Raw genomic sequence first — 22445 nt, forward strand, 5'->3', positions numbered from 1 at the left:
AACTCCATAATCGGCCCCGACATCGGAGAAACCGCCCATGGCTATGCCCGCCCACCGTCCCGCCCATCCATCCCTGGCCGCGACGGCCCGCCGGCTGGAGCTGGCGGACCCCGACCTGCTGCGCGACCAGGCCTATGTCGGCGGGTCGTGGATTGATGCCGACGACGGCGGCACCATCGACGTGGACAACCCGGCGACGGGTGAGGTCATCGGCACCATTCCCGCCATGGGCGCCGCCGAGACGGCGTTGGCCATCAAAGCGGCCAACGCCGCCTGGGCCGGCTGGCGCGCCCGCACCGCCAAGGACCGCGCCGCCGTCATGCGCCGCTGGTTCGAGATGATCATGGCGGCGCAGGAGGACCTGGCCCGCATCATGACGGCGGAGCAGGGCAAATCCCTGGCCGAATCGCGCGGCGAGGTGGCCTATGGCGCCAGCTTCATCGAATGGTTCGCGGAGGAGGGGAAGCGCGCCTACGGCGACACCATCCCCAGCTTCGCCGGTGACAAGCGCATCGTGGTGGTGAAGGAGCCCATCGGCGTGGCCGCCGCCATCACCCCCTGGAACTTCCCCATCGCCATGATCACCCGCAAGGTGGGGCCGGCCCTGGCCGCCGGCTGTCCCATCGTGGTGCGCCCGTCGGAGGTGACGCCCTACAGCGCCCTGGCCCTGGCCGTTCTGGCGGAGCGGGCGGGCGTGCCGCCGGGGGTGCTGAGCGTCATCACCGGCCATCCCAAGCCCATCGGCGGGGAAATGACGTCCAACCCGCTGGTGCGCAAGCTGTCCTTCACCGGCTCGACCCCGGTGGGCAAGCTGCTGATGAAGCAGAGCGCCGACACGCTGAAGAAGCTGAGCCTGGAACTGGGCGGCAACGCGCCCTTCATCGTCTTCGACGACGCCGATCTGGATGCGGCGGTGGAGGGGGCCATGGCCTCCAAATACCGCAACGCCGGCCAGACCTGCGTCTGCGCCAACCGCATCCTGGTGCAGGATGGCGTCTACGAGGCGTTCGCCGCCCGCCTGGCGGAGGCGGTGGGCCGCCTGCGCGTGGGCAACGGCGCCGACAAGGACGTGACCACCGGCCCCCTGATCAATGCCGCCGCGGTGGAAAAGGCGGAGCGCCACATCGCCGACGCGGTGTCCAAGGGCGCCCGCGTGGCCATGGGCGGCCGCCGGCACGCCCTGGGCGGAAATTTCTTCGAGCCCACCCTGCTGCTGGACGCCACGCCGGACATGATCCTGGCGCGCGAGGAAACCTTTGGCCCGGTGGCGCCGCTGTTCCGCTTCAAGGACGAGGCCGAGGCCATCCGCATGGCCAACGACACCGAGTTCGGCTTGGCCGCCTACTTCTACAGCCGTGACATCGGCCGCATCTGGCGGGTGGCGGAGGCGCTGGAATACGGCATGGTCGGCATCAACGAAGGCATCATCTCCACCGAGGTGGCGCCCTTCGGCGGCGTGAAGCAGAGCGGCCTGGGCCGAGAGGGCTCCAAGTACGGCATCGAGGATTACCTGGTGGTGAAATACCTGCTGATGGGCGGCCTGAAGGCCTGAGCCCCCACGAGCAGGTGACGGGCTGCGGCGTGAGGTTTCCCTCATGCCGCCTAGGCCCCGACCGGGGCCGCCGCAGCTTTCCGGGACGCGTCAGCAGACTGGAAAGCGAGGAAGCCAAGCGGCCGGATGGCCGCGCCCGGCGCATGAGGGGGCTTTCGATCGATCCCGACCGAAAGCCTTACGGAATAGCTGTCATGTTACGGAATTACCGGAAAATCACCCGCCGGATTACATAGGAGGTGATTTTCCGGTGGCGCTTCCAGGGAATTGTGGTAGTGAAATAACCGCATAATCGATAACGGGCGGATGGCCCTGCCATCCCTGGGAAACCAAGCCAAGGCGCCATCATGGCTGAAGTGCTGCAAGTCAATCCCTTCGATTTCGTCGTTTTCGGCGGTACCGGCGATCTTGCCATGCGCAAGCTGCTGCCCGGCCTCTACTACCGGGAGCGCGACCGGCAGATGACGGACGAAAGCCGCATCATCGCCGTCAGCCGCACCGACCAGACGGTGGAGGATTTCCGGGCCACGGTGTGGGCGGCGCTGCAGCGCCACGTCCCCGCCGCCGACCTGGAGACGGCGGTGTGGGAGCGGTTCGCCGCCCGCCTGGGCTATGTGTCGCTGGACGCGACCAAGTCGGCCGGCTGGGAACCCCTGCAGACCCTGCTGAAGGGGCATGAGGACAAGGCCCGCGTCTGCTACTTGGCGACGGCCCCCAGCCTGTTCGGCGCCATCTGCCGCAACTTGGCCAGCGCCGGCCTGGTGACCGATACCTGCCGCGTGGTGCTGGAGAAGCCCATCGGCCATGACGGCAAGTCGGCCAACGCGGTGAACGAGGAGGTGGGCGCCGTCTTCCCCGAAGACCGCATCTACCGCATCGACCATTACCTGGGTAAGGAGTCGGTGCAGAACCTGATGGTCCTGCGCTTCGGCAACGCCCTGTTCGAGCCGCTGTGGAACAGCAGCTGGATCGACCACATCCAGATCACCGTCGCCGAAAGCGTGGGCGTGGAAGGCCGGGCCGAGTACTACGACAAGGCCGGCGCCCTGCGCGACATGGTGCAGAACCACTTCCTGCAGTTGCTGTGCCTGGTGGCGATGGAGCCGCCGGCCCACCTGTCGGGCGACCAGATCCGCAATGAGAAGATCAAGGTGCTGCGGGCCCTGCGCCCCATAACCCAGGCCGACGTGAAGGTCAAGACCGTGCGCGGCCAGTACCGCGCCGGTTCCATCAACGGCCAGCCGGTGCCCGGCTACGCCGATGAGTTGACCCGGTCCAGCAACACCGAGACCCTGGTCGCCATCAAGGCTGAGATCGAGAACTGGCGCTGGAGCGGCGTGCCCTTCTACCTGCGCACGGGGAAACGCCTGCCAGTCCGCTATTCCGAGATCGTCGTCCAGTTCAAGGACGTGCCGCACAGCGTCTTCCCCAAAGGCTCGGGCGAGCTGATGGCCAACCGCCTGGTCATCCGCCTGCAGCCGGACGAGGGCGTGCAGCTGAACATCATGACCAAGGTGCCGGGCCCGGGCGGCCTGCGCCTGCGCTCCGTGCCGCTGAACCTCTCCTATGCCGAGGCGTTCAAGGACCGGTATCCCGAGGCCTATGAGCGGCTGCTGATGGACGTGGTGCGGGGCAATCCGTCGCTGTTCATGCGCCGTGACGAGGTGGACGCCGCCTGGTCCTGGATCGACACCATCCTGGCCGGCTGGGAGCAGACGGACATGCGCCCGGACCCCTACGCCGCCGGCGGCTGGGGCCCTATCAGCGCGGCCTTGCTGCTGGACCGCGACGGCCGCCGTTGGCACGACCCCGAACTCTAAGGGTTCGCGGGCGTTTATTCGACTTCAGCCCCCGGGGCCGGCGCCGCATCGCCGGTCCCGCCGGCGTATCCACGTTCATGGCTCATCAGCCAGGGAGGACCCCATGGCGCTACACGACACCCTGCGGCGGGTTACCGACCGCGTCATCCAGCGCAGCGCGGACAGCCGCGCCCGTTACCTGCAGCGCCTGGACGCGCAGAAGGGCCAGAGCCCCCGGCGCGGCGCGCTGGGCTGCGGCAACCTGGCCCACGGCTTCGCCGGCTGTGCCGCCGACGACAAGGCGGCGCTGGCCGGCAACCGCAAATCCAACATCGCCATCGTGTCGGCCTACAACGACATGCTGTCGGCCCATCAGCCGTTCGAGCGCTTCCCCGCCATCATCAAGAAGGCGGCGCATGAGGCGGGCGTGGTGGCCCAGTTCGCCGGCGGCGTCCCCGCCATGTGCGATGGTGTGACCCAGGGCCGCGACGGCATGGAGCTGTCGCTGTTCTCCCGCGATGTCATCGCCCAGGCCACGGCCATCGCCCTGTCGCACGATATGTTCGACGCGGCGCTGTACCTGGGCATCTGCGACAAGATCGTCCCCGGCCTGCTGATCGGCGCTTTGTCCTTCGGCCATCTGCCGGCCATCTTCGTGCCGGGCGGCCCGATGCCGTCGGGCCTGTCGAATCCGGAGAAGGCGCGCATCCGCCAGCTGTACGCGGAGGGCAAGGCCACCCGTGACGACCTGCTGGAGGCGGAGTCAAAGTCCTACCACTCCCCCGGCACCTGCACCTTCTACGGCACCGCCAACTCCAACCAGATGCTGATGGAGATCATGGGCCTGCATCTGCCCGGATCCTCCTTCATCAATCCGAACACGGAGCTGCGCGACGCCCTGACCGTGGCGGCCACCCAGCGCGCGGCCCAGCTGACGGAGCAGGCGGGCAACTACACGCCCATCGGTCGCCTGGTGGATGAGCGCAGCATCGTCAACGCCATCGTGGGCCTGCTGGCCACGGGCGGGTCGACGAACCATACCCTGCACCTGGTAGCTATCGCGCGCGCCGCGGGCATTCATATCGACTGGCAGGATTTCAGCGACCTGTCGGGGGCCGTGCCCCTGCTGGCGCGCGTCTACCCCAACGGCGTCTCGGACGTGAACCATTTCCACGCCGCCGGCGGCCTGCAGTTCCTGATCAGCAGCCTGTTGGATGCCGGCCTGCTGCACGGCGACGTCGCCACGGTGGTGGACGGCACGGAACAGGGCAGCGGCCTCGACGCCTACCGCCATGAGGCATGGCTGAAGGATGGCAAGGCCGCCTGGCGGCCCGGCACGGCCACCAGCGCCGACACCAGCATCCTGCGTCCGGCCAGCGACCCCTTCGACCCGTCGGGCGGCATCCGCCTGCTGACCGGCAACGCCGGCCGCGCCATCATCAAGGTGTCGGCCGTGAAGCCGCAGCACCGCGTCGTCGAGGCGCCGGCCATCGTCTTCGAAAGCCAGGATGAGATGCTGGCCGCCTTCAAGCGCGGTGAGTTGGAGCGCGACTTCATTGCCGTGGTCCGCTTCCAGGGCCCCGCCGCCAACGGCATGCCGGAACTGCATAAGCTGACGCCGCCCCTGGGCGTGCTGCAGGACAAGGGCTTCAAGGTGGCGCTGGTCACCGATGGGCGCATGTCCGGTGCGTCGGGCAAGGTGCCCGCCGCCATCCACCTGACGCCAGAGGCGCTGAAGGGCGGTTCGCTGGCCCGCATCCAGACCGGCGACGTGGTGCGCCTGGATGGTGAGGCCGGCACGCTGGACATCCTGGTGGACGCGGCCGAGTTTGCCGCCCGCCCGGCCGCCACGCCCGACCTGAGCGCCAACACCTGGGGCACGGGCCGCAACCTGTTCGGGGCCATGCGCGCCCATGTGACCGGCGCCGAGGACGGCGCCCATAGCTTCGGAGAGGATTTCGCATGAGTTCGCAGAGCAAGTACGGCGTGGGCGAAATCCTGGCGCTGGGCCCCGTCGTTCCCGTCCTGATCATCGAGAAGGTCGAGGACGCCCTGCCGCTGGCCGAGGCCCTGGTCGAGGGTGGCGTGCGGGTGCTGGAAGTGACCCTGCGGACCGAGGCCGCCCTGGCCGCCATCGAGATCATCGCCGCCAAGGTGCCGGACGCCGTGGTCGGTGCCGGCACGGTGGTGACGCCGGACCAGGTGGGCCGCGTGCGCGACGCCGGATCGCAGTTCATCGTCAGCCCAGGCTGCTACCCCGCCCTGCTGGATGAGGTGTTGGCCCAGGGTGTGCCCTTCCTGCCCGGCACCGCCACCCCGTCGGAGGTCATGGCCCTGCAGGCCCGCGGCCTGCGCCATGTGAAGCTGTTCCCGGCCGAGGCCGTGGGCGGCCTGAAGCTGATCAAGTCGCTGGCCTCGCCCCTGCCGGGGATCACCTTCTGCCCCACGGGCGGCATCACCGTGAAGACGGCACCCGACTATCTGGCCCAGCCCAACGTCGCCTGCGTTGGCGGCTCTTGGCTGACCCCGGCGGACTTGGTGGCGGCCAAGGATTGGGCCGGCATCACCAAGCTGGCGCGCGAGGCGTCGGCCCTGGGCAGGTGAGCGTTTTACCGAACAAGCGCCCCGATCGGTTTGAACACCGGTCGGGGCGTTTTTTGTTGCAGGGTCAGTCGGCCGGGTGCTTGGCGCTCCACAGTTTAACCTTGGCGGTCTTTTCATATCCCTTGCCGTTGGGATAGCCGACCAGTTCCATCTCCGACCCCCAGGGCGACAGGAAGTGCACCCAGGTCTCCCCCGCGGTGTCGCCGCTGGGCATGGTGATGGGTTCCCCGATGATCTGCAGGCCCTTGGCCTTCAGCTTGGCGGCGCCGGCTTTGACGTCGTCGGTGTAGAAGGCGATGTGCGACTGCCCCAGATCCTCGTTATTGGGGATGATGGTCGAACCGGTCGAGTCCTTGTAGGCGAACAGTTCGATGTTGGACCCGGTGCCGCAGCGGAGCATGGCCAGCGACAGGCTGGTGGCGCGGGGGGCCACGGTCTGCTTGCGGTCCGGCGACAGGGAGGTGGCCATCGGGAAGGGGCCGATGTGGGTGACGGGCACGCAGCCGAAGGTGCTGGAGAAGAACTCCTCCGCCTGCTGCAGGTCCGGCACGGTGATGCCGACATGGTCGATGCCGGCGACCTTCACGTCCTGTGCATGGGCGGGGGCGCCGATGGCCAGCAGCCCGGCCACCAGGTAGGCGTTGATGAATTTCATGATGTCTCTCTTGGGGGCTTATTTGTTCAGGAAGACGCGAAGGCTGGTGATCTTGCCGTCTTCGATGGTGAAGATGTCTTCGCCGGTGATGAGGGTGGGGTCGTCGGCGGGGCCGTAGCCCCAGGTGACGCGGCCCAGGCCATGGTTGATGGCGACGGGCTTGGGCGTGAAATGGAAACCGGGATGCGCCGCCTGCACCTTTTGGATCAGCGCCACGACATCGTCGTAGCTCCGGGCCACGCCGCTGTAATCCGCCATCAGGAAATTCTTGGCGTAGATCGCGTCGTAGGCCTGCCGGTATTTCGACATGTCGTTGCTGTTCCACAGCGCGAAATGCTTGTCGATCAGCGTCTGGGCGGCCGCGATCTGCTCATTCGTCGCCGGCGCAGTATCCAGCACCTGCGTTTGGGCCGGGGCGGCATAGGTGCCACGGGCGGCGGCCGTGGAGAAGAGGGCCAGCATCAGTAGGCCGAATTTCGAGGGGGGCTTCATCGCCTTTATCCTTCGCGGGGGCAACGGGTAACGGGTCGGTGCCCGTTTCGATCCGGGCAAACCGTACCCCGGCGAGGATTGTTTGATAATGAACGAAAGCATGAAAACATTGTTTCTTATAAGAAACTATTGATGTTTACGGAAATTGACTCCGGACGTGCGTTTCGACGTATGAGACGAAGGTCTGGATCTTGGGCGACTTGAAGGGCTGCTTTTGGTAGACGAGGTGGATGGGCGTGGCGCCCATCGACAGTTCGGGGAGAAGGACCGACAGCCGCCCGGCGGCGATCTCCTCCTGGCAGCTTGAGACGGGCAGCAGCGTGATGCCGGCGCCCAGGACGGCCAAAGTCTTGATCATCGAGATGTTGTTCGAGATGAACTTGATGCCCGGTTCTATCCGCAGCCGGCGCTCACCATCCTGCAGGTGCCAGATCCGCAATTCGGGCTTGGGCGCGAAGATCAGGCATTCGTGATCCCGCAGGTCGCCCGGCTCGCGCAATGGCGGGGCGTGGTCGAAATAGGCCGGGCTGGCCAGCAACTGGAAAACCTCACGCCCGATGCGGCGGGACATGAGCGCGGAATCGCTCAGGTTTCCAATCCGGATCGCCACGTCGATGTTGTCCATGACGAGGTCCAGCGGCTTGTCCGTCAGGATGACCTCAAGCGTGATCTTGGGGTAGGCCTGCATGAAGCCGGCAAAGACCGGTCCCATGATGGCGGGCACGAAGTCCGCCGGGCAGGTCACGCGCAAATGCCCCCGCGGTTCCGTCCCCGCCGCCTGGGCGTTTTCCGCCGCGTCCCGCAGCGCGGTGAGGGAGGTGGCGCATTGTTCGTAGAACTCCGCCCCCATCTGGGTCAGTTGCAGGCTGCGCGTCGTCCGCCGGATCAGGGTGGTGCCGAGGAAGGCCTCCAGCTCGCTGATCTTCTTGGAGATGGTGGACTTGGTGACGCCCAGTTCCGTGGCCGCCTTTGAAAAACTTTGGGCTTTGATGACGGCGACGAACATCGCGACCGCGTTCAAATCCATGACGGCATCCGTTGTTCTGATATGGAAACAATATGATTGGATTATGCGCCGATGTCGCCAGACGCCAATTCCTAAATTTTCATGACAAATGGCGTCTGTCACAAAGTCCGCGCATCTAGGGAGCAGTGCTTAGATGCGGGGCGACATTGAAATCCACCAAGCAGATCACGATTGAGCGGGCGCAGTGGCTGGCGCTGCACGTCGTGCCGCATGAGCCGGCGCTGCGCGCCTGGCTGAAGCGCAAGGGGGGCCTGCACTGCGATATCGACGACGTCGTGCAGGAAACGTACGCCATCCTGGCCACCAAGGCCTCGGTGGACGCCATCCTCGATCCCAAGACCTACACCTTCCAGGTCGCCCATTCCGTCATCCTGCAGCAGCTGCGCCATGCCCGCGTGGTGCCCATCACTGCCGTGTCCGACATCGGCGCGCTGGAGGCGGTGATGGATCAGCCGTCGCCGGAGGACACGGTGCTGGCCCGGTCCGAACTGGAGCATGTGCGGCGCGCCATCGAGGCCCTGCCGCGTAAGACGCGCGCCGCTTTCGTCATGCGCCGGGTGGAGGGGTTGTCGCAGCAGGAGATCGCCCGGCGCATGAACCTGTCGCAGCACACCATCCAGAAGCAGGTGGCGCGGGGCATCAAGCTGCTGTTGGCCCAATTGGGCCGGGAAGAGGCCGATGAGGACGGCGTGGCGGATCAAAAGAAGAAGACAAGGTCGGTAGAGCGTGATCACGCAGCGGCAAAGCGCAAAGTCCATTGATGAGGCGGCGGCCCGCTGGGTCGCCCGCCAGGACGCCGGTGAGTTGACCCCGGCCGAGGAAGCGGACCTGTCGGCCTGGCTGGACAGCGACATCCGCTGCGTCGGCGCGTTGGCCCGCGCCCAGGCCTATTTCATCAGCCCACGTATGGAATTGGCCATGCGCATGCTGCGCCGGCCGCCGGCGCCGTCCGTGGCCCAGTGGGGCACGCTGCCGCGCCGCGCCGTACTGATGGGCGCGGCCGCGTCGGTCCTGGGTGCCGCCGTTCTCGTCCGCCGCCCGGCGCCGACCGCCGGCCGCCGCTATGCCTCCGAGGTGGGCGAGGTGCGGCGCATCCCGCTGCCCGATGGGTCCAGGATCACTCTGAACACCGACAGCGTGCTGGAGGTCGACTACCGCGAGGACAGCCGCACCATCCGCCTGCTGAAGGGTGAGGCCTATTTCGAGGTGGCCAAGAACCCTGATCGCCCCTTCATCGTCCAGGGCCCCAAGGCCCAGGCGCGGGCCGTCGGCACCGCCTATGCCGTGCGGCTGGAGGATGACAAGGGCAGTATGCGCGTGCAGGTGACCAGTGGCCGGGTGGCGGTGGAACTGCCGCCGCCCGCCCCGCCTGCCACGGCCTGGCAGGCGCTGGAACGGCTGTGGACGCCATCGGCCGGCGCCACCAACGGCACCCACGTCACCGCCAACCAGGAGGCGGAGGTGCGCATCGGCCTGAACGCCGCCGGCGTGGAGGAGGTGCAGGTCTCCCTGCGCGACGTGGCGCCGGGCGCCCTGGGACGCAGCCTGATGTGGCGCGAGGGCCTGTTGTCCTTCGAGGGCGTCACCCTGGCCGAGGCGGCGGCCGAATTCGCCCGTTATTCCGTCCAGAAGATCGTGGTGAAGGGGGCGCCGGCGCATGAGCGCATCTCCGGCCTGTTTGCCGCCACCGATCCCGCCGGCTTCGCCCGCGCCATCGCCCTGGGCCTGCGCATCAAAAGCAAGCGGGAAGGGGACATCATCACCCTTTATAAATAAGACCGGCATCCAGATGAACGGTTATGACGCGAAGTCGAAATGCCCACGTCATCCAAATTAAACAATGAGAACAACAAAATATAAAAGTTTCATTACGGATGGCTTGGTTGGCTCCCCAAAATAATCTAAGGGGCGTGAGGGCGATGAACGCCCCGCGAATGGCAGTCAGACACTGATATTGCTGGGGGAGTCAGTGAGAATGTTCAAATCTTTGCGCCCGATGCTGCTGTGCGGCGCGGCGTCCGCCGTCATCGCGTTCAGCGCGCCCGCCGTGGCCCAGACGCGCAGCTTCGACCTGCCGGCCCAGCCGGCGGTCAGCGCCATCCCGGCCTTCGCCAAGCAGGCCGGCATCCAGATCGTGGCGCCGGCGGGCCAGCTGGACGGCATCAGCACCCAGGCCATCCATGGCGAGCTGGACCGCAAGAAGGCCCTGGCCACCCTGTTGCAGGGCACGCCCCTGGTGGTGTCGTCCGACGACGGTGCCGTGGTGGTCCTGCAGGTGGGAACGCCGGCCAAGGCCCCGGCCGCCGCGCCCAAGCCGCAGGCGCGCGTCAATGACGACCCGCTGGAAGAGGTGGTGGTCACCAGTTTCCGGGAAAGCCTGGCGCAGGCCAAGGCCCTGAAGCGCGAGGCCGTCGGATCGGAGGAGGTGATCGTCGCGGAAGACATCGCCGCGTTTCCCGACCTGAACCTGGCGGAATCGCTGCAGCGCGTGCCCGGCGTCACCATCAACCGCGATTCCGGCGAAGGCCGGCAGATCACCCTGCGCGGCCTGGGCCCGGACTTCACCCGCACCCAGCTGAACGGTATGGAGGTGCTGGGCAACACGGCCTCGGGCATGGACAACCGCGGTGCCGTCAGCCGCACCCGCAGCTTCGATTACAGCCTGTTCGCCTCCGAGCTGTTCGACCGCGTGACCGTCGAGAAGTCCTATGCCGCCGAACAGGATGAGGGCGGCATCGGCGGCACGGTGGGGCTCAGCACCGCCAAGCCCTTCGACTACGACGGCTTCAAGGCCGTGTTTTCCGCCAAGGGCCAGAACAACAGCAACACCGACAGCGTGACGCCCCGCATGGTGGGCCTGCTGTCCAACCGCTGGGGCGACTTCGGCGCCTTGGTGTCGGTGGCCTACAGCACCAACGACAGCAACGAGTACGGCTATCGCAACTGGGGCTGGAGCCAGATCAAGGTGAACCCGGCCAACATCGGCCCGGGCGTCAGCGCCGCCGATGCCGCCAAGATGGAATCCGGCACCATCTATGCCCCGCAGGCCGACACCTATTCCACCTGGTTCGATCACCGCACCCGCCTGGGCAGCACGCTGGCCCTGCAGTATGAGCCCGAGAACGGCCTGAAGCTGGGCTTCGACGCCCTGTACAGCCGCCTGACCAACGACCGCAAGGACTACGCCATGGCGGCGGGCGGCACCAACGCCCTGACCGGCAACGTGTCGGGCACCCAGGTGCTGCAGTCGGCCGTCATCCAGGGCAACACCCTGGTGGCCGCTAACTACACCGGCGTGGACATGCGCAACGAGTACAACACCGAAAGCGACAGCACCGACTTCTACCAGACGGTGCTGCACGGGTCCGACCAAATCACGGACCGGCTGCTGGTGAAGGGAATGGTGGGCTACTCCCGCTCCGACTACGAGCTGCCCTACTTCGACAAGGTGTTCCTGGAGGCGAAGAACCAGGGCATCGGTTTCGACGATCGCACCACCATGCCGGTCAACACCTACAGCTTCAACACCACCGACCCGTCGCTGTGGAACCTGATGCGCCTGGACACCCAGGCCAACAAGATCATCAATTCCTACAAGAACGCCAAGCTGGACTTCGAATACGCGCTGAGCGACAACTCCACCATCAAGACCGGCTTCGAATACAAGCGCTTCGAGGATGAAGGCGCGCAGTACAACAACAAGGTCTTCTACAACGTCCCGGCGGACAGGGCGATCCCGGCCAGCACCAAGTATACGGTGCCCTACGACACCCTGGTGCCCTACATCGTCGGCGACGTGGACGCCATCTACAAGCTGACCGGTCAGACGCGGGACATCGAAAACGCCAAGTTCCTGTCGCCGGGCTCGGACTATCATGTCACGGAAGACACCAAGGGCGGCTATATCCAGTACGACCTGGACACGGACGTCATGGAGCGACGGCTGAAGGCCAATGTCGGCCTGCGCTACTACTCCACCGACCTGACCTCCGCCGGTTCGATCAACTCCGGCGGCGTCCTGAAGCCGGTGACGGTGCCGCACACCTACAGCGGCGTGCTGCCGGCGGCCAACCTGGCCTATTTCGTTGAGCCCGACCTGGTGGCGCGCCTTAGCGCCAACCGCAACATCAGCCGCCCGGCCCTGTCCGACCTGCAGGCCGCCGGCACCATCACCACCGCCCCCTTCGGCGGCAGCCTGACCATCGGCAACCCCGACCTGAAGCCCTTCACGGCGGACGCGGTGGAAGGCTCGCTGGAGTACTACGACGGCAAGGTCGGCTTCGTATCCATCGGCGCCTTTTACAAGAAGCTGAACTCCTTCATCAGCGCCACCACGGTGACGGAGCCGTATTCCGCCACCGGCTATCCGCTGTCCTTCCTGCTGCCGGGGCAGACGGGCGCCACGCCCTACAACGTTTCCCAGCCGGTGAACGTCTCCGGCGCCAGCATCAAGGGCGTGGAAGTGGCCGTGCAGCGCGACTTCGACTTCCTGCCGGCTCCCTTCAACCACCTGGGCATGGTCGCCAACGGCACCTTCGCCGACGGCAGCTCCCCCGCCATCATCAACGGCAAGTCCTACGACCTGCCGCTGGTGAACCTCTCGCGCTTCTCGGCCAACGCCACGCTGTACTACGAGACTGAAACCTGGGGCGTGCGCATCTCGGAGGCCTACCGCAGCCAGTACCTGGACAGCATCGGCGGCAACGGCAACGTGGGCGAGGCCTATGAGCCGACCAACAACGTCGACTTCTCCGCCCACTACAACGTCACCCCGCACATAAAGGTGACGCTGGAAGGCCTGAACCTGACCGATGAGCACATCGTGCAGTTCACCGACCTGACCGCGCATCGCATCGAGGTGAACACCTCCAGCGGCCGCACCTTCCTGTGGGGCGTGACCTGCGAGTTCTAAATAACTGGAACCAACCTGGCAGTTGGGTTCATGAGGGGCGCCGGCGGGCAACCGCCGGCGCCCTTTTCCCTTCGCGCGGGGTGGCTTTGCGGCATCGGGGACACTTGCCGCCGCACCGGACGCCCGGCACAGTGCGGACATGACCGACCATCCGTCCCCCCTGCACCTGACGCTCGACGACGACGGCATCGCCTATGCCACGCTGGACGCGCCCGGGCGCGCCAACCTGCTGGACGACGCCCTGATCGCGGCGCTGGACGAGCTGGCTGCCATCCTGGAGGACCGGGAGGAGGTGCGGGGCCTGGTCATCGCCTCGGCCAAGGGGCATTTCCTGCTGGGGCGGGAGCCGCTGGGCCTGCTCGCCTTGGCGGATGCGGCCCCTGGCCTGTCCGACGACGCGCTGCTGGCCGCAATCGCTCCCTACGGCGACGCGCTGCGCCGGCTGGAGGGGACGGCCAAGCCCATCGCGGCGGCGCTCAGCGGCTCCGCCCTGGGGCCGGGGCTGGAACTGGCGCTGGCCTGCGGCTACCGCGTGTCCACCGACCACCCCGCCGCGCGATTCGGCTTTCCCGACCAGCGCCTGGGCCTGATGCCCATGGCCGGCGGCACCCAGCGCCTGCCCCGCCTGCTGGGCTGGGTGGGCGCGCATGACCTGCTGTCGGGCGGCCACATGGTGACGGCGTCGGCGGCGCTGGAGCTGAAGCTGGTGAACGAGGTGGTGCCGGCCAGCCACGTGCGCAGCGCCGCCAAGGCGTGGGTGCGCGCCCGGCTGGGCAACGCGGTGGAGGCGCCTTTCATCGTCGGGCAGAAGCGCCGCCCCATCGCCGTGGCCTCCGCCACCGCCGCCATCGAGACGGCGGTCAGCCAAGGCCTGGGCCTGTCGCTGGACGAGGGCTTGGCCCTGGAGCGGGCGCTGGCCGCCGGCCTGCTGCGCCGGGGGGAGGTGGCGGCCCTGGTCCGTACCCTGGTGGTGGCGAAGGGGGAGGCGGACAAGGCCGCCTGGCGGCCGGCCCTGCCGGCGGCGGAGTTGTCGCGCGCGGCCGTGCTGGGCCGGGGACCGGCGGCCGACGCCGTGGCCCTGGCGGCCCGCCGCGCCGGCCTGGACGTGCATGCCGTGGCCGATGCCGATGGCTTGGACGAGCTGACGCCCGCCAGGCTGGGTGAGCGCAAGATCGAGATCCTGTTCGACGCCAGCCGCGAGGATGTGGCGGCCAAGCACGCCCTGCTGGCGACGGCCGAGGCGGCGCTGGGCGAGGATGTGCTGCTGGTGCTGACGGGGCCGCGCCTGCGCGTTGGCGCGGTGGCGCAGGGGCTGGCCTGGGCCGATCGGCTGGTGGGCCTGTACTTGCCAGCCGACGGCGGGGTGGCGGAGGTGGTGGCGGGGCCCGCGACCTCGGCGCCCGCCCTATCCATCGCCGTGGACGCCGCGCGGCGCCTGGGCCGCACGCCCTTCCGGGTGGAGGATGGCGAGGGCCGCTTCCTGGCCCGGCTGACCGCCGCCTATTTCCGCGCCGCGCTGGATCTGGGCCCCACCGTGGGGGCCGCCGACGTTGACGCCGCCGCCCGCGCCGCCGGCTTGGCGGAGGGCCCCTGGGCCCTGGCCCGCCGGCTGGGCTACGCCACCGTGACCGACCTGGTGGGGGAGGAGGGGGCCGCGGCTGTGCTGGCGGCCCTGAAGCGCCCGCCGGATGACCCCGCGCCGGCCGATGCCGGCCCCCGCATGATGGCGGCCGTGCGCACCGCCATGGTGACCGCCTTGGCCGAGGGCCTGGTGAACGACGCCGTCGCCGCCGACCTGATGGCCGTGCTGGGCTTCGGCTGGCCCGCCGCGAGCGGCGGCCCCCTGGGCAGCTTCGCCCGGAGGTAAGGCACCCCAGGCGCCGGGTGGCCGCGATCTTGGTCTACGACGGCCTGAAAATAAGAAGGGCCGGGCGCAAGAAGGGCCGGGCAAACGTGTCGCCCGGCCCCTTTTGTCACACCGGTCGCCGAACTTAGGCGGCGCGGCGGCGGCTGTAGCCGAAGTAGACGAAGAAGCCGATGACCATCCAGATGATCAGACGCAGCCAGGTATCGCCCGGCAGACCCCACATCAGATAGCCGCAGACCAGCACGCCCAGGGGGCAGACCAGCCAGAACAGCGGCGTCTTGAACGGACGCTCCATGGCCGGCTGGGTGATGCGCAGCACCAGGACGCAGCCGCAGACGATGGCGAAGGCCAGCAGCGTGCCGATGGAGACCAGCTCACCCAGGATGTCGATGGGGAACAGGCCGGCCAGCAGGGCGGCCAGGACGCCGGTGACCAACGTGGCCACGTGGGGCGTGCGGTAGGTGGGGTGCACCTTGCTCAGCACCGGCGGCAGCAGCTTGTCGCGCGACATGGCGTACAGCACGCGGCTCTGGCCCAGCATCATGACCAGCATGACGGTGGTCAGGCCGGCGACGGCGCCGATGTCCACCGGCAAGGCCAGCCAGTGCAGCTGCCGCACCGCCTCGATGGCGACCACCACCGGGTGGGGCACGTTCAGCTCGGTGTAGGAAACCAGGCCGGTCAGCACCAGCGACATCAGGATGTACAGCACGGTGCAGAATACCAGCGAGCCGAGGATGCCGATGGGCATGTCGCGCTGGGGCTTCACCGCCTCCTGCGCGGTGGTGGAGACGGCGTCGAAACCGATGTAGGCGAAGAAGATGACGCCGGCGCCGCGCAGCACGCCGCCCCAGCCGTAGTGGGAGCCCTTGTCGTCCACCACCTCGGCCGGGATCAGGGGCGACCAATGGGCCGGCACCACGTAGAACAGGCCGAAACCGATGACCAGGAACACCACCAGCAGCTTCAGCAGGACGATGATGCCGTTCACGCGGGCGGAATTGCGGATGCCGACGTAGAGCAGCAGGGTGATGAGGCCGACCATCAGCACGGCCGGCAGGTTCAGCACCGCGCCCGTGGTCTGGAAGTGGAAGCCGTCCTTCACCGTCAGCGGGGCGGAGGTCAGGGCAGCGGGGATGACGATGCCCACCTGTTTCAGCAGGTTGACGAAATAGCCCGACCAGCCCACGGCCACGGTGCCCGAGGCGAACAGGTATTCCAGCGCCAGGTCCCAGCCGATGATCCAGGCCAGGAATTGGCCCACGGTGACGTAGGCGTAGGTGTAGGCGCTGCCCGCCACCGGCACCATGGCCGAGAATTCGGCATAGCATAGGCCGGCGAACAGGCAGGCGGTGGCCGCCAGCACAAAGGAAAGGACGATGCCGGGGCCGGCGTACTGGGCGGCGGCCGAACCCGTCAGGACGAAGATGCCGGCGCCGATGATGGCGCCGATGCCCAGCGCGGTCAGGTTCCAGGCGTTCAGGCTGCGTGCCAGGGTCGGGCGGCTTTCATCGCCGTCACCGTCGGCGCTGGCCTCCTCGATAGTCTTTTTCGTCCAAAGGCTCAAAACCACCTCTCCCGTATCTCTGCCCAACCGGCCGGCGGACGCTTGCTGGCGCCCAGGCACGACCGGCACGATGTGATGCCCCGCGTATTGCTTGCCCGCGCGTCGCTTGTCGCGCATTGCTTGGATGTCGATGTACCCGCTGTCGGGGGCGCTGTCACCTTAAACGGCGACCAAAAATGTTGATGGGCTAAGCTTTTCCGGAACCGGCCCGGCGGCGACAGATTTATGCGTGCTGCCGGCCCCGTCGGACCGGATCGGTATTGCCTGTCCAGGTGGCCTAGTCATTTCGTGCGCATCGGCGGCCCGCCAGGATGGGATCGGTTTCGAAACAATACCGGCGAATTGACACCCGGGTCCCCGCCGCCGGAAGATCAACCCACGCCTGTACCGATCCGCGCGCCGTGCCCGGTGGTTGCCCGCCCCCCGTCGCTCGGCCTCCGAGTCCACCGCGGATGGGGCACACCCCTGACCCTATGCGGATGCGCGCCTTATAGGTTTGGGAAGGCCTGGGTACGCCTGATACCATCCCTGGTGCCGGACGGCGTTCCGGGCCCGGCCTTCTGGAGTTTCCCCACCTTGCGTGCCGACGCGCCCAATCCTTGGAAGAAGCAGCCCGACAAGGGCCAGCTTTACACCCGTATCATCGGGGACATCCGCCAGCTGGAACAGTCGGTGGCAGCGCTGCAGCGCACCTGCCAGATGGTGGCCCAGACCAAGGAGCTGAGCGCCTTCCGCAAGCTGTGGGTCGAGGTCGGCGACACCCTGTCCTTCATCACCGTGCTGGCTTCGCGCGGCGAAAGCCTGGATGAGAGCAAGCGGCCGGCCACCCTGATCCGTCTGTCCCAACTGCGCCAGACGGTGACGGAACTGCACATCCGGTCGGTCGAACCGGTCCTGCAAGCCATGGTGGACAAGGCGGAGCCCATGGGCCTGGGTACTGGCTACGTCATGGAAAAGTGGGTCACCCACATGGACGTGACGGCGCAGGAGGTGGCGCAGTCCATGGCCGACCTGGAACGCCTGCACGTCGATGTCCGCCACGCCGCCGAACTGGCCGAGACCGTTCCAGCGGGGGAGGCGGCGGCCCCCTTGCTGAAACTGGACGCCGTCGAGGCCTCGTATGAGGCTGCCATGGCCGGCTATGGCCGCCTGACCGGCGCCGTCGCCCGGTCCCGCGCGCTGGCCCAGATCATCGTGCAGTCGGCCCCCGCCCTGCGCGACTTCACCAACGACCGGCAGGAACAGACGGTCAGGGCCTACCTGCGTGGCCCCGGTGATGCCGGCGCGTTGCCCGCGCCCACGGGCGGGCCGGCCACCGGCACGCTGTACTTGACCCGCAAGGAAGGAAAGCTTTACGTCGATCCTGAGCTGTCGTCGGACGCGGTGAAGTCCCTGCGCGGCGGCGGCTACATGGAAGATCTGGCCAAGCGCATCGACCTGCCGCGCCACAAGCTGACCACCCTGCTGGCGGGCCGGGATGGCATCAATTTCACCTTCCTGTCCAAACTCAAGACGGGGGTGGAGGGCGTCACCGGCGCCAACGGCGTGAAGGTCGAGGTTCTGCAGGCGTGAATTCTTCCGGGCTGGGCCGCCGCGTCCCCCATTGCCATCGCCCTTAAGGTCTGCCCCTATTCCGGGATAGATTGAGGTCCCGATGGCAAAACCCGCGAACGTTCCGTCCCCCGTCCCTGATACCGAGTCCCCGGCCCGCCCTGTGGCCGGCCCCCTGGCTGTGGACAACCCGCTGGCGCTGGACCGGCAGCTGTGCTTCGCCCTCTACCAGGCGACCAACCGCATCACCCGCGCCTACCGGCCCCTGCTGGACGCGCTGGGCCTGACCTATCCGCAATACCTGGCGCTGATGGTGCTGTGGGAGGGGGCGCCCCTGACGGTTGGTGACCTGGGGAGCCGCCTGGACCTCGACTCCGGAACCCTGACGCCCCTGCTGAAGCGCATGGAGGCGGCGGGCCTGGTGGCGCGGCGGCGCGACCCGGCGGACGAGCGCCGCGTGCTGGTCGACCTGACCCCCGCCGCCTGGGCGCTGCGCGACAAGGCGCTGGCCATCCCCGGCGCCATGCTGTGCCGTTTCCCCGTGCCGCTGGACGAGGTGGCGGACCTGCGTGACCGCCTGCACCAGCTGGCGGCGGCGTTGGGCGAGGGCTGAACGGCTACTTCACCGGGACCAGCTTGATCTCGAACAGCTTGGGCCAACGCTTGCCGGTCACGAACAGCCGGTCCTCCTTGGCGTCGTAGGCGATGCCGTTCAGCACGTTGTCGACGTTCTGCGTCCGGCCCGACAGCGCCTCCAGCGGCGTCAGGTCGATCCAGCCGGTGACGGCGCCGGTGGTGGGGTTGATGCGGGCGATCAGGTTGGTCTGCCAGATGTTGGCCAGGATCTCGCCCTTCACGAACTCCAGCTCATTCAGGTTGCGGATGGGATAGCCGCTGTCGGTGACGGTGATGCGTCCCGTCTCGGCCAGCGTCTCCGGGTCCAGGAAGCGCAGCTCCGGCGTGCCGTCGCTCATGATCAGGCGATGGCCGTCCTGGGTCAGGGCCCAGCCCTCGCCGCGATAGTGGAATTCCCGCCGCGCCTTGAAATCCCCCAGGCCGTAGACGAAGCCGACCTCGGTCCGGTAGGTCAGCTGCACCAGCCGGTCCTTCCAGTTGACGATGCCTTCGCCGAAGTACCGGGGATCCAGCTCCCGGCTCTGCAGCACCGTGCCGGTCGCCAGATCCACCTTGCGGATGGTGGAGTGCTGCTCCAGCCCCGTGCTCTCGTACAGGAAACCGTCCAGGTAGAAGAGGCCCTCGGTGAAGGCCTGGGGGTCGTGCGGGTAGGTGTGCACCACTTCCACGCCGTATTTCCGGGGCGCCTCCTGAGCGTGCGCGGTGAATGGCAGGATGGCCAGGGCGAGGGCCAGCAGCAGGGCCCGGACATGGGTGTGGGCAGGAGCGCGGACGGGGGGCAGGGGCATGGGGCTCGGGCTCAGGCGGCGGGCGGGAGAGCTTTATAGGCGGTCGGGCCGCGGGCAGGGGCGGTCACGGCGTCGCGGGCTCGCCGGATTGGGTCGACTCGGCCAGCGGATCCGGCGGCTCTTCCGACGCCGCCTCGCCCTCGGCCGGCATCTCGGCCTTCAGGCCTTGGCCCGTGACCTCGATGCCCCATTCCTCCACCAGCGCCTGGCGCTGTTCGTCCAGTTCCCTGATCTTGGCCTGGTCGCGGGCCACGGCCCAGCCGGCCACCAGGGGCGGGATGCCGAAGTAGAGCAGCCAGCCCACGCCGGCGGCGGAATACATGACCAGCCAGGTCACCGGCTGCACCAACAGGCCGGCGGCATAGTCCATGGTATGGCCATGCTGCCAAAGCTGGATGCAGAAGGGCATGACGCCGCAGAGGTTCAGGCCGCCCACCGTCACGGCCGCTGGCTTGTCCGGATCGCGGTCGACGATCCAGGCCACCAGGGTCGGCACCATCCCGATGACGGTCAGCACCGAGGTGGGCATGACCAGCGCGCCCAAAGGCAGCAGCAGCACGGCGGCGGCCAGCAGGCCGCCATAGCTGCGGCGACGGGGGGATGAGGCGCTGTTCATGACACCACCCTGGCTCACTTCACGCCCGCCATCAAGGTGACGATCACGGCCAGGCCGGCCAGGGAGATGCCGCTGGCCACCATGGCGGCCACCCGCTTGCCCCGCGTCACCGCCACGTCGCTGCGGTCGCCCAGCGATTCCTCGATCTTGTTGATGCGGGCCGTCAGGCTTTCATGGCGGCGCATGGCGTCCAGGAAACCGTGATGGTCCTGGGTCAGGGCCTTGGGGTCGTCGACGATGCTGAGCAGGGCGTCCAGCACGCCCTCGCGCGCCGCCTTCTGCGCCGCGGCCCGCACCTCCTCCCGCTTCTTCAGGTTGCGGAAGCGCTTGAACGACGGATCCAGGATGCTGGTCATCCACAAGGCCAGGCCCGGTACCTTGGGCGGTCCCGCCCGGCGCTGGGTGTCGGCCAGGATGGCCAGTACGCCCACCGGCCGCCGTGCCGTTTCCGCCGCCAGCGTGGCCAGCAGGCGCTCGTTCAGCTTGGGATTGCGGGTGGCGATGAAGGCGGCGACATGGCGGTCCATGGGGTCGCGGCCCGGCCCGGCGCCGGCACCGGCCGCATCCAGCGCCGCCATCAGGTCGCCCAGGGTCAGGGGATAATAGTCGGCCACCGCCGGGCTGAGGCAGGGCGCCACCGGGCTGAGGCCATAAAGTGCGCGTTCGATGCCGAATCCGGGGCTGGTATTCTCCAGCACGGCGCGCACGGCGTCGAACTGCTGGATCATCAGCACCTGCTCGGCCTTGTATTCGGCCTGCACGCTGATCCAGAAGGCCGGCAACTGGCCCACGATCATTTCGGCCAGGGCTTGGCCGCCCTCGCCGGTGGCCAGCGCCTCGGCCAAGGCGGTGCCGAAGCCGTCGGGCATGATGGCGCGGCCCTTGTAGCGCAGGGGGCCGGGGGGATCGAGCGCGGTGCAGACGCGCGCCACCAGGCGCTCCTCCACGTTGGAGGCGCGGCCACCGGCCGTGGCGCTGCGCACGGCGTTGGCCACCGCCTCCGCCCGGGGCTCATCATTCAAGGAGCGGCGCAGCCAGCGGTCCAGCTCCCCCCGCTCGATCACCTGGGCGGCGGCGATGGGGGACTTGGAAAAGGCCCAGGCGGCCCCGCGCACGTGCCAGATCTCCCGGCCCTGGAACTCCATGGGCCGGGGCGCGCGCTTGGGCAGCTGCGCCTGCTTGGGGCTGAGGCGCCGGCCCTGCATCCACATGTCCAGGTCGTTCAGGGTCCAGCGCTGGCGGGCGTCGTCGGTGATCAGGCCGCGCAACGGTTCCACCAGCGACTGAGGGATGCGGGTACCGCTGGTCAGGGCCGAATAGGTGCCCCTGTCCATGCGGGCCTGCAGCAGCGTCTGTTCATCCAGCCCCCGGCCGGGCGTGCGGCCCAAATAGAGGGACAGCAGGGTGACGCCCAGGGCGTAGAGGTCGTCGGCGATGGTGCCGTTGCCACGGCCCGAACGGTCGGCGAGGGCGCGGTCCAGCGGTTCGTACACCAGGGGCTGGGCATAGCCGGGCGGCAGGCTGACGCAATCGCCCAGCACCACGGCCGCGGCGGCGGATTCGCGGATGAACAGGTTGGTGGGGTTGAGGGCGCCGCAGCTGAGGCTGCGCTGGGCGATGTCGCGCAGTACCGAGGTCAGCTGTGGCAGCACCACCCGCACCAGGGCGTCATCGGCGATGCCCTCAATGACGTCGTCCAGCCGTTCCATGATGCGGCGGCCGGACGGGCGTTCGAAGATACAGACGAAGCGGCGCCGGTGCTCCGGCGACCAGTCGACCACCCCCCAGTCCATGAGGTGCAGCAGGTTATTGTTCTCGATGGCGCGGAAGCTGCTCATCGCCTCGATGCGGGGCGGCACGGGCTGTTCACAGACGATGGCGAACAACTCCGTCTTCTTCTCGCGCATGCGGTGGGCCAGGTAGGCGCGGCCACCGGGCGTGTCGAAGGCGGGCAGCGGTGCACTGGGCTGTATCTCCGCCCGGCCGCCCAGATCGATGGGGCCCAGGTCGGGAACCGGGAACTCTCTGTCTGCCGCCGCCATGATACCCCGTCCGGTCGGCGCCCCGCCGTCCCTCACGCCCCGGCCGCGTATACGGCCCCCTCATGGTGATCATGCCCGATTGGCACGGGCGGTAACAAGACGGCTGGCCGGAATAGACAATCGGATCAAGGCGATTGGCTGAACGGTTGCGTAATTCTAGGCGGAATGGCAATCCATGGTGTGGGGCCAGGGTGTAGGGGGCCGGGGTGGGCGCGCAGCTGCGCCGATGGACAGGGCCAGTGCATCAGGGGCCAGTGCATCAAGGTTTGCGCTGGATCAATCCCCCCTGCCTGCCGCCTGGCGCATGATGCCTGGCGCGTATCGTCCGGAAACAACA

The 22445-nt window shown here is 68.0% G+C and carries 17 protein-coding genes; 10 read left to right on the forward strand and 7 right to left on the reverse strand.

What is annotated here, in order from left to right; all coding sequences use genetic code 11:
• The first annotated feature begins 37 nt into the window (after positions 1-37).
• The 4 genes from P5F91_RS24515 to eda all read left to right on the forward strand — a co-directional run bounded on the left by P5F91_RS24515 (position 38) and on the right by eda (position 5955).
• Positions 38-1552, forward strand: coding sequence for an NAD-dependent succinate-semialdehyde dehydrogenase (locus P5F91_RS24515; RefSeq protein ID WP_277908528.1), 1515 nt, complete (start codon positions 38-40; stop codon positions 1550-1552).
• A 347-nt stretch (positions 1553-1899) separates the two neighbouring features.
• Positions 1900-3372: a glucose-6-phosphate dehydrogenase gene (gene zwf, locus P5F91_RS24520; protein ID WP_277908529.1), complete on the forward strand. Its 1473-nt coding sequence runs from the start codon at positions 1900-1902 to the stop codon at positions 3370-3372.
• A gap of 103 nt (positions 3373-3475) precedes the next feature.
• On the forward strand, positions 3476-5317 hold the full coding sequence (edd, locus tag P5F91_RS24525; RefSeq protein WP_145609877.1) for a phosphogluconate dehydratase: 1842 nt from the start codon (positions 3476-3478) through the stop codon (positions 5315-5317).
• Positions 5314-5955 (forward strand): bifunctional 4-hydroxy-2-oxoglutarate aldolase/2-dehydro-3-deoxy-phosphogluconate aldolase, encoded by a 642-nt coding sequence (eda, locus tag P5F91_RS24530; protein ID WP_145609878.1) that lies wholly within the window; start codon positions 5314-5316, stop codon positions 5953-5955. Before edd ends, eda begins: the two co-directional genes overlap by 4 nt.
• Before the next feature lie 64 nt (positions 5956-6019).
• On the opposite strand, the gene P5F91_RS24535 is transcribed toward eda, so the two are convergent.
• The 3 genes from P5F91_RS24535 to P5F91_RS24545 all read right to left on the reverse strand — a co-directional run bounded on the left by P5F91_RS24535 (position 6020) and on the right by P5F91_RS24545 (position 8129).
• Entirely contained in the window at positions 6020-6610 is a 591-nt protein-coding gene (locus P5F91_RS24535) for a VOC family protein (RefSeq protein WP_145609879.1), read from the reverse strand.
• Positions 6611-6628: 18 nt separating this feature from the next.
• Positions 6629-7102 (reverse strand): nuclear transport factor 2 family protein, encoded by a 474-nt coding sequence (locus P5F91_RS24540; RefSeq protein WP_277908531.1) that lies wholly within the window; start codon positions 7100-7102, stop codon positions 6629-6631.
• Positions 7103-7238: 136 nt separating this feature from the next.
• Positions 7239-8129 (reverse strand): LysR family transcriptional regulator, encoded by an 891-nt coding sequence (locus tag P5F91_RS24545; RefSeq protein ID WP_145609880.1) that lies wholly within the window; start codon positions 8127-8129, stop codon positions 7239-7241.
• Positions 8130-8275: 146 nt separating this feature from the next.
• Here P5F91_RS24545 and P5F91_RS24550 point away from each other — a divergent pair, with 146 nt between their 5' ends.
• The 4 genes from P5F91_RS24550 to P5F91_RS24565 all read left to right on the forward strand — a co-directional run bounded on the left by P5F91_RS24550 (position 8276) and on the right by P5F91_RS24565 (position 14908).
• A complete protein-coding gene (locus P5F91_RS24550) occupies positions 8276-8890 on the forward strand; it encodes an RNA polymerase sigma factor (RefSeq protein WP_186464588.1) in 615 nt (204 codons plus the stop codon).
• Entirely contained in the window at positions 8856-9905 is a 1050-nt protein-coding gene (locus P5F91_RS24555) for a FecR family protein (RefSeq protein WP_145609882.1), read from the forward strand. Before P5F91_RS24550 ends, P5F91_RS24555 begins: the two co-directional genes overlap by 35 nt.
• Positions 9906-10104: 199 nt before the next feature.
• On the forward strand, positions 10105-13041 hold the full coding sequence (locus P5F91_RS24560) for a TonB-dependent receptor (RefSeq protein ID WP_277908533.1): 2937 nt from the start codon (positions 10105-10107) through the stop codon (positions 13039-13041).
• Positions 13042-13180: 139 nt separating this feature from the next.
• On the forward strand, positions 13181-14908 hold the full coding sequence (locus tag P5F91_RS24565; RefSeq protein WP_277908534.1) for an enoyl-CoA hydratase-related protein: 1728 nt from the start codon (positions 13181-13183) through the stop codon (positions 14906-14908).
• A 124-nt stretch (positions 14909-15032) separates the two neighbouring features.
• On the opposite strand, the gene P5F91_RS24570 is transcribed toward P5F91_RS24565, so the two are convergent.
• On the reverse strand, positions 15033-16481 hold the full coding sequence (locus tag P5F91_RS24570; protein ID WP_145609884.1) for an amino acid permease: 1449 nt from the start codon (positions 16479-16481) through the stop codon (positions 15033-15035).
• 525 nt (positions 16482-17006) lie between these two features.
• Between P5F91_RS24570 and P5F91_RS24575 the strand changes: the two genes are divergently transcribed.
• The gene (locus tag P5F91_RS24575) at positions 17007-18047 is read left to right on the forward strand and encodes a hypothetical protein (RefSeq protein ID WP_145609885.1); all 1041 of its coding nucleotides are present in this window, start codon (positions 17007-17009) and stop codon (positions 18045-18047) included.
• Between the two features lie 82 nt (positions 18048-18129).
• On the forward strand, positions 18130-18639 hold the full coding sequence (locus tag P5F91_RS24580) for a MarR family winged helix-turn-helix transcriptional regulator (protein ID WP_277908535.1): 510 nt from the start codon (positions 18130-18132) through the stop codon (positions 18637-18639).
• A gap of 4 nt (positions 18640-18643) precedes the next feature.
• On the opposite strand, the gene P5F91_RS24585 is transcribed toward P5F91_RS24580, so the two are convergent.
• From P5F91_RS24585 to P5F91_RS24595, 3 genes are all read right to left on the reverse strand, one after another.
• Entirely contained in the window at positions 18644-19450 is an 807-nt protein-coding gene (locus P5F91_RS24585) for a glutaminyl-peptide cyclotransferase (RefSeq protein WP_277908536.1), read from the reverse strand.
• Between the two features lie 64 nt (positions 19451-19514).
• Positions 19515-20066 (reverse strand): hypothetical protein, encoded by a 552-nt coding sequence (locus P5F91_RS24590; RefSeq protein WP_186291339.1) that lies wholly within the window; start codon positions 20064-20066, stop codon positions 19515-19517.
• Between the two features lie 14 nt (positions 20067-20080).
• A complete protein-coding gene (locus P5F91_RS24595) occupies positions 20081-22108 on the reverse strand; it encodes a serine/threonine-protein kinase (RefSeq protein ID WP_145609888.1) in 2028 nt (675 codons plus the stop codon).
• Positions 22109-22445: the final 337 nt, after the last annotated feature.

This window comes from Nitrospirillum amazonense (assembly GCF_029594735.1).
Classification (GTDB): domain Bacteria; phylum Pseudomonadota; class Alphaproteobacteria; order Azospirillales; family Azospirillaceae; genus Nitrospirillum; species Nitrospirillum amazonense.

Bases quoted from the DNA above. Each gene is read 5' to 3' on its own strand.
- P5F91_RS24545 (WP_145609880.1), bottom strand. From the start codon at position 8,129: ATGGATTTGAACGCGGTCGCGATGTTCGTCGCCGTCATCAAAGCCCAA.
- P5F91_RS24540 (WP_277908531.1), bottom strand. From the start codon at position 7,102: ATGAAGCCCCCCTCGAAATTCGGCCTACTGATGCTGGCCCTCTTCTCC.
- P5F91_RS24580 (WP_277908535.1), top strand. From the start codon at position 18,130: ATGGCAAAACCCGCGAACGTTCCGTCCCCCGTCCCTGATACCGAGTCC.
- eda (WP_145609878.1), top strand. From the start codon at position 5,314: ATGAGTTCGCAGAGCAAGTACGGCGTGGGCGAAATCCTGGCGCTGGGC.
- P5F91_RS24560 (WP_277908533.1), top strand. From the start codon at position 10,105: ATGTTCAAATCTTTGCGCCCGATGCTGCTGTGCGGCGCGGCGTCCGCC.
- P5F91_RS24535 (WP_145609879.1), bottom strand. From the start codon at position 6,610: ATGAAATTCATCAACGCCTACCTGGTGGCCGGGCTGCTGGCCATCGGC.
- P5F91_RS24590 (WP_186291339.1), bottom strand. From the start codon at position 20,066: ATGAACAGCGCCTCATCCCCCCGTCGCCGCAGCTATGGCGGCCTGCTG.
- zwf (WP_277908529.1), top strand. From the start codon at position 1,900: ATGGCTGAAGTGCTGCAAGTCAATCCCTTCGATTTCGTCGTTTTCGGC.
- P5F91_RS24515 (WP_277908528.1), top strand. From the start codon at position 38: ATGGCTATGCCCGCCCACCGTCCCGCCCATCCATCCCTGGCCGCGACG.
- P5F91_RS24565 (WP_277908534.1), top strand. From the start codon at position 13,181: ATGACCGACCATCCGTCCCCCCTGCACCTGACGCTCGACGACGACGGC.
- P5F91_RS24585 (WP_277908536.1), bottom strand. From the start codon at position 19,450: ATGCCCCTGCCCCCCGTCCGCGCTCCTGCCCACACCCATGTCCGGGCC.
- P5F91_RS24595 (WP_145609888.1), bottom strand. From the start codon at position 22,108: ATGGCGGCGGCAGACAGAGAGTTCCCGGTTCCCGACCTGGGCCCCATC.
- edd (WP_145609877.1), top strand. From the start codon at position 3,476: ATGGCGCTACACGACACCCTGCGGCGGGTTACCGACCGCGTCATCCAG.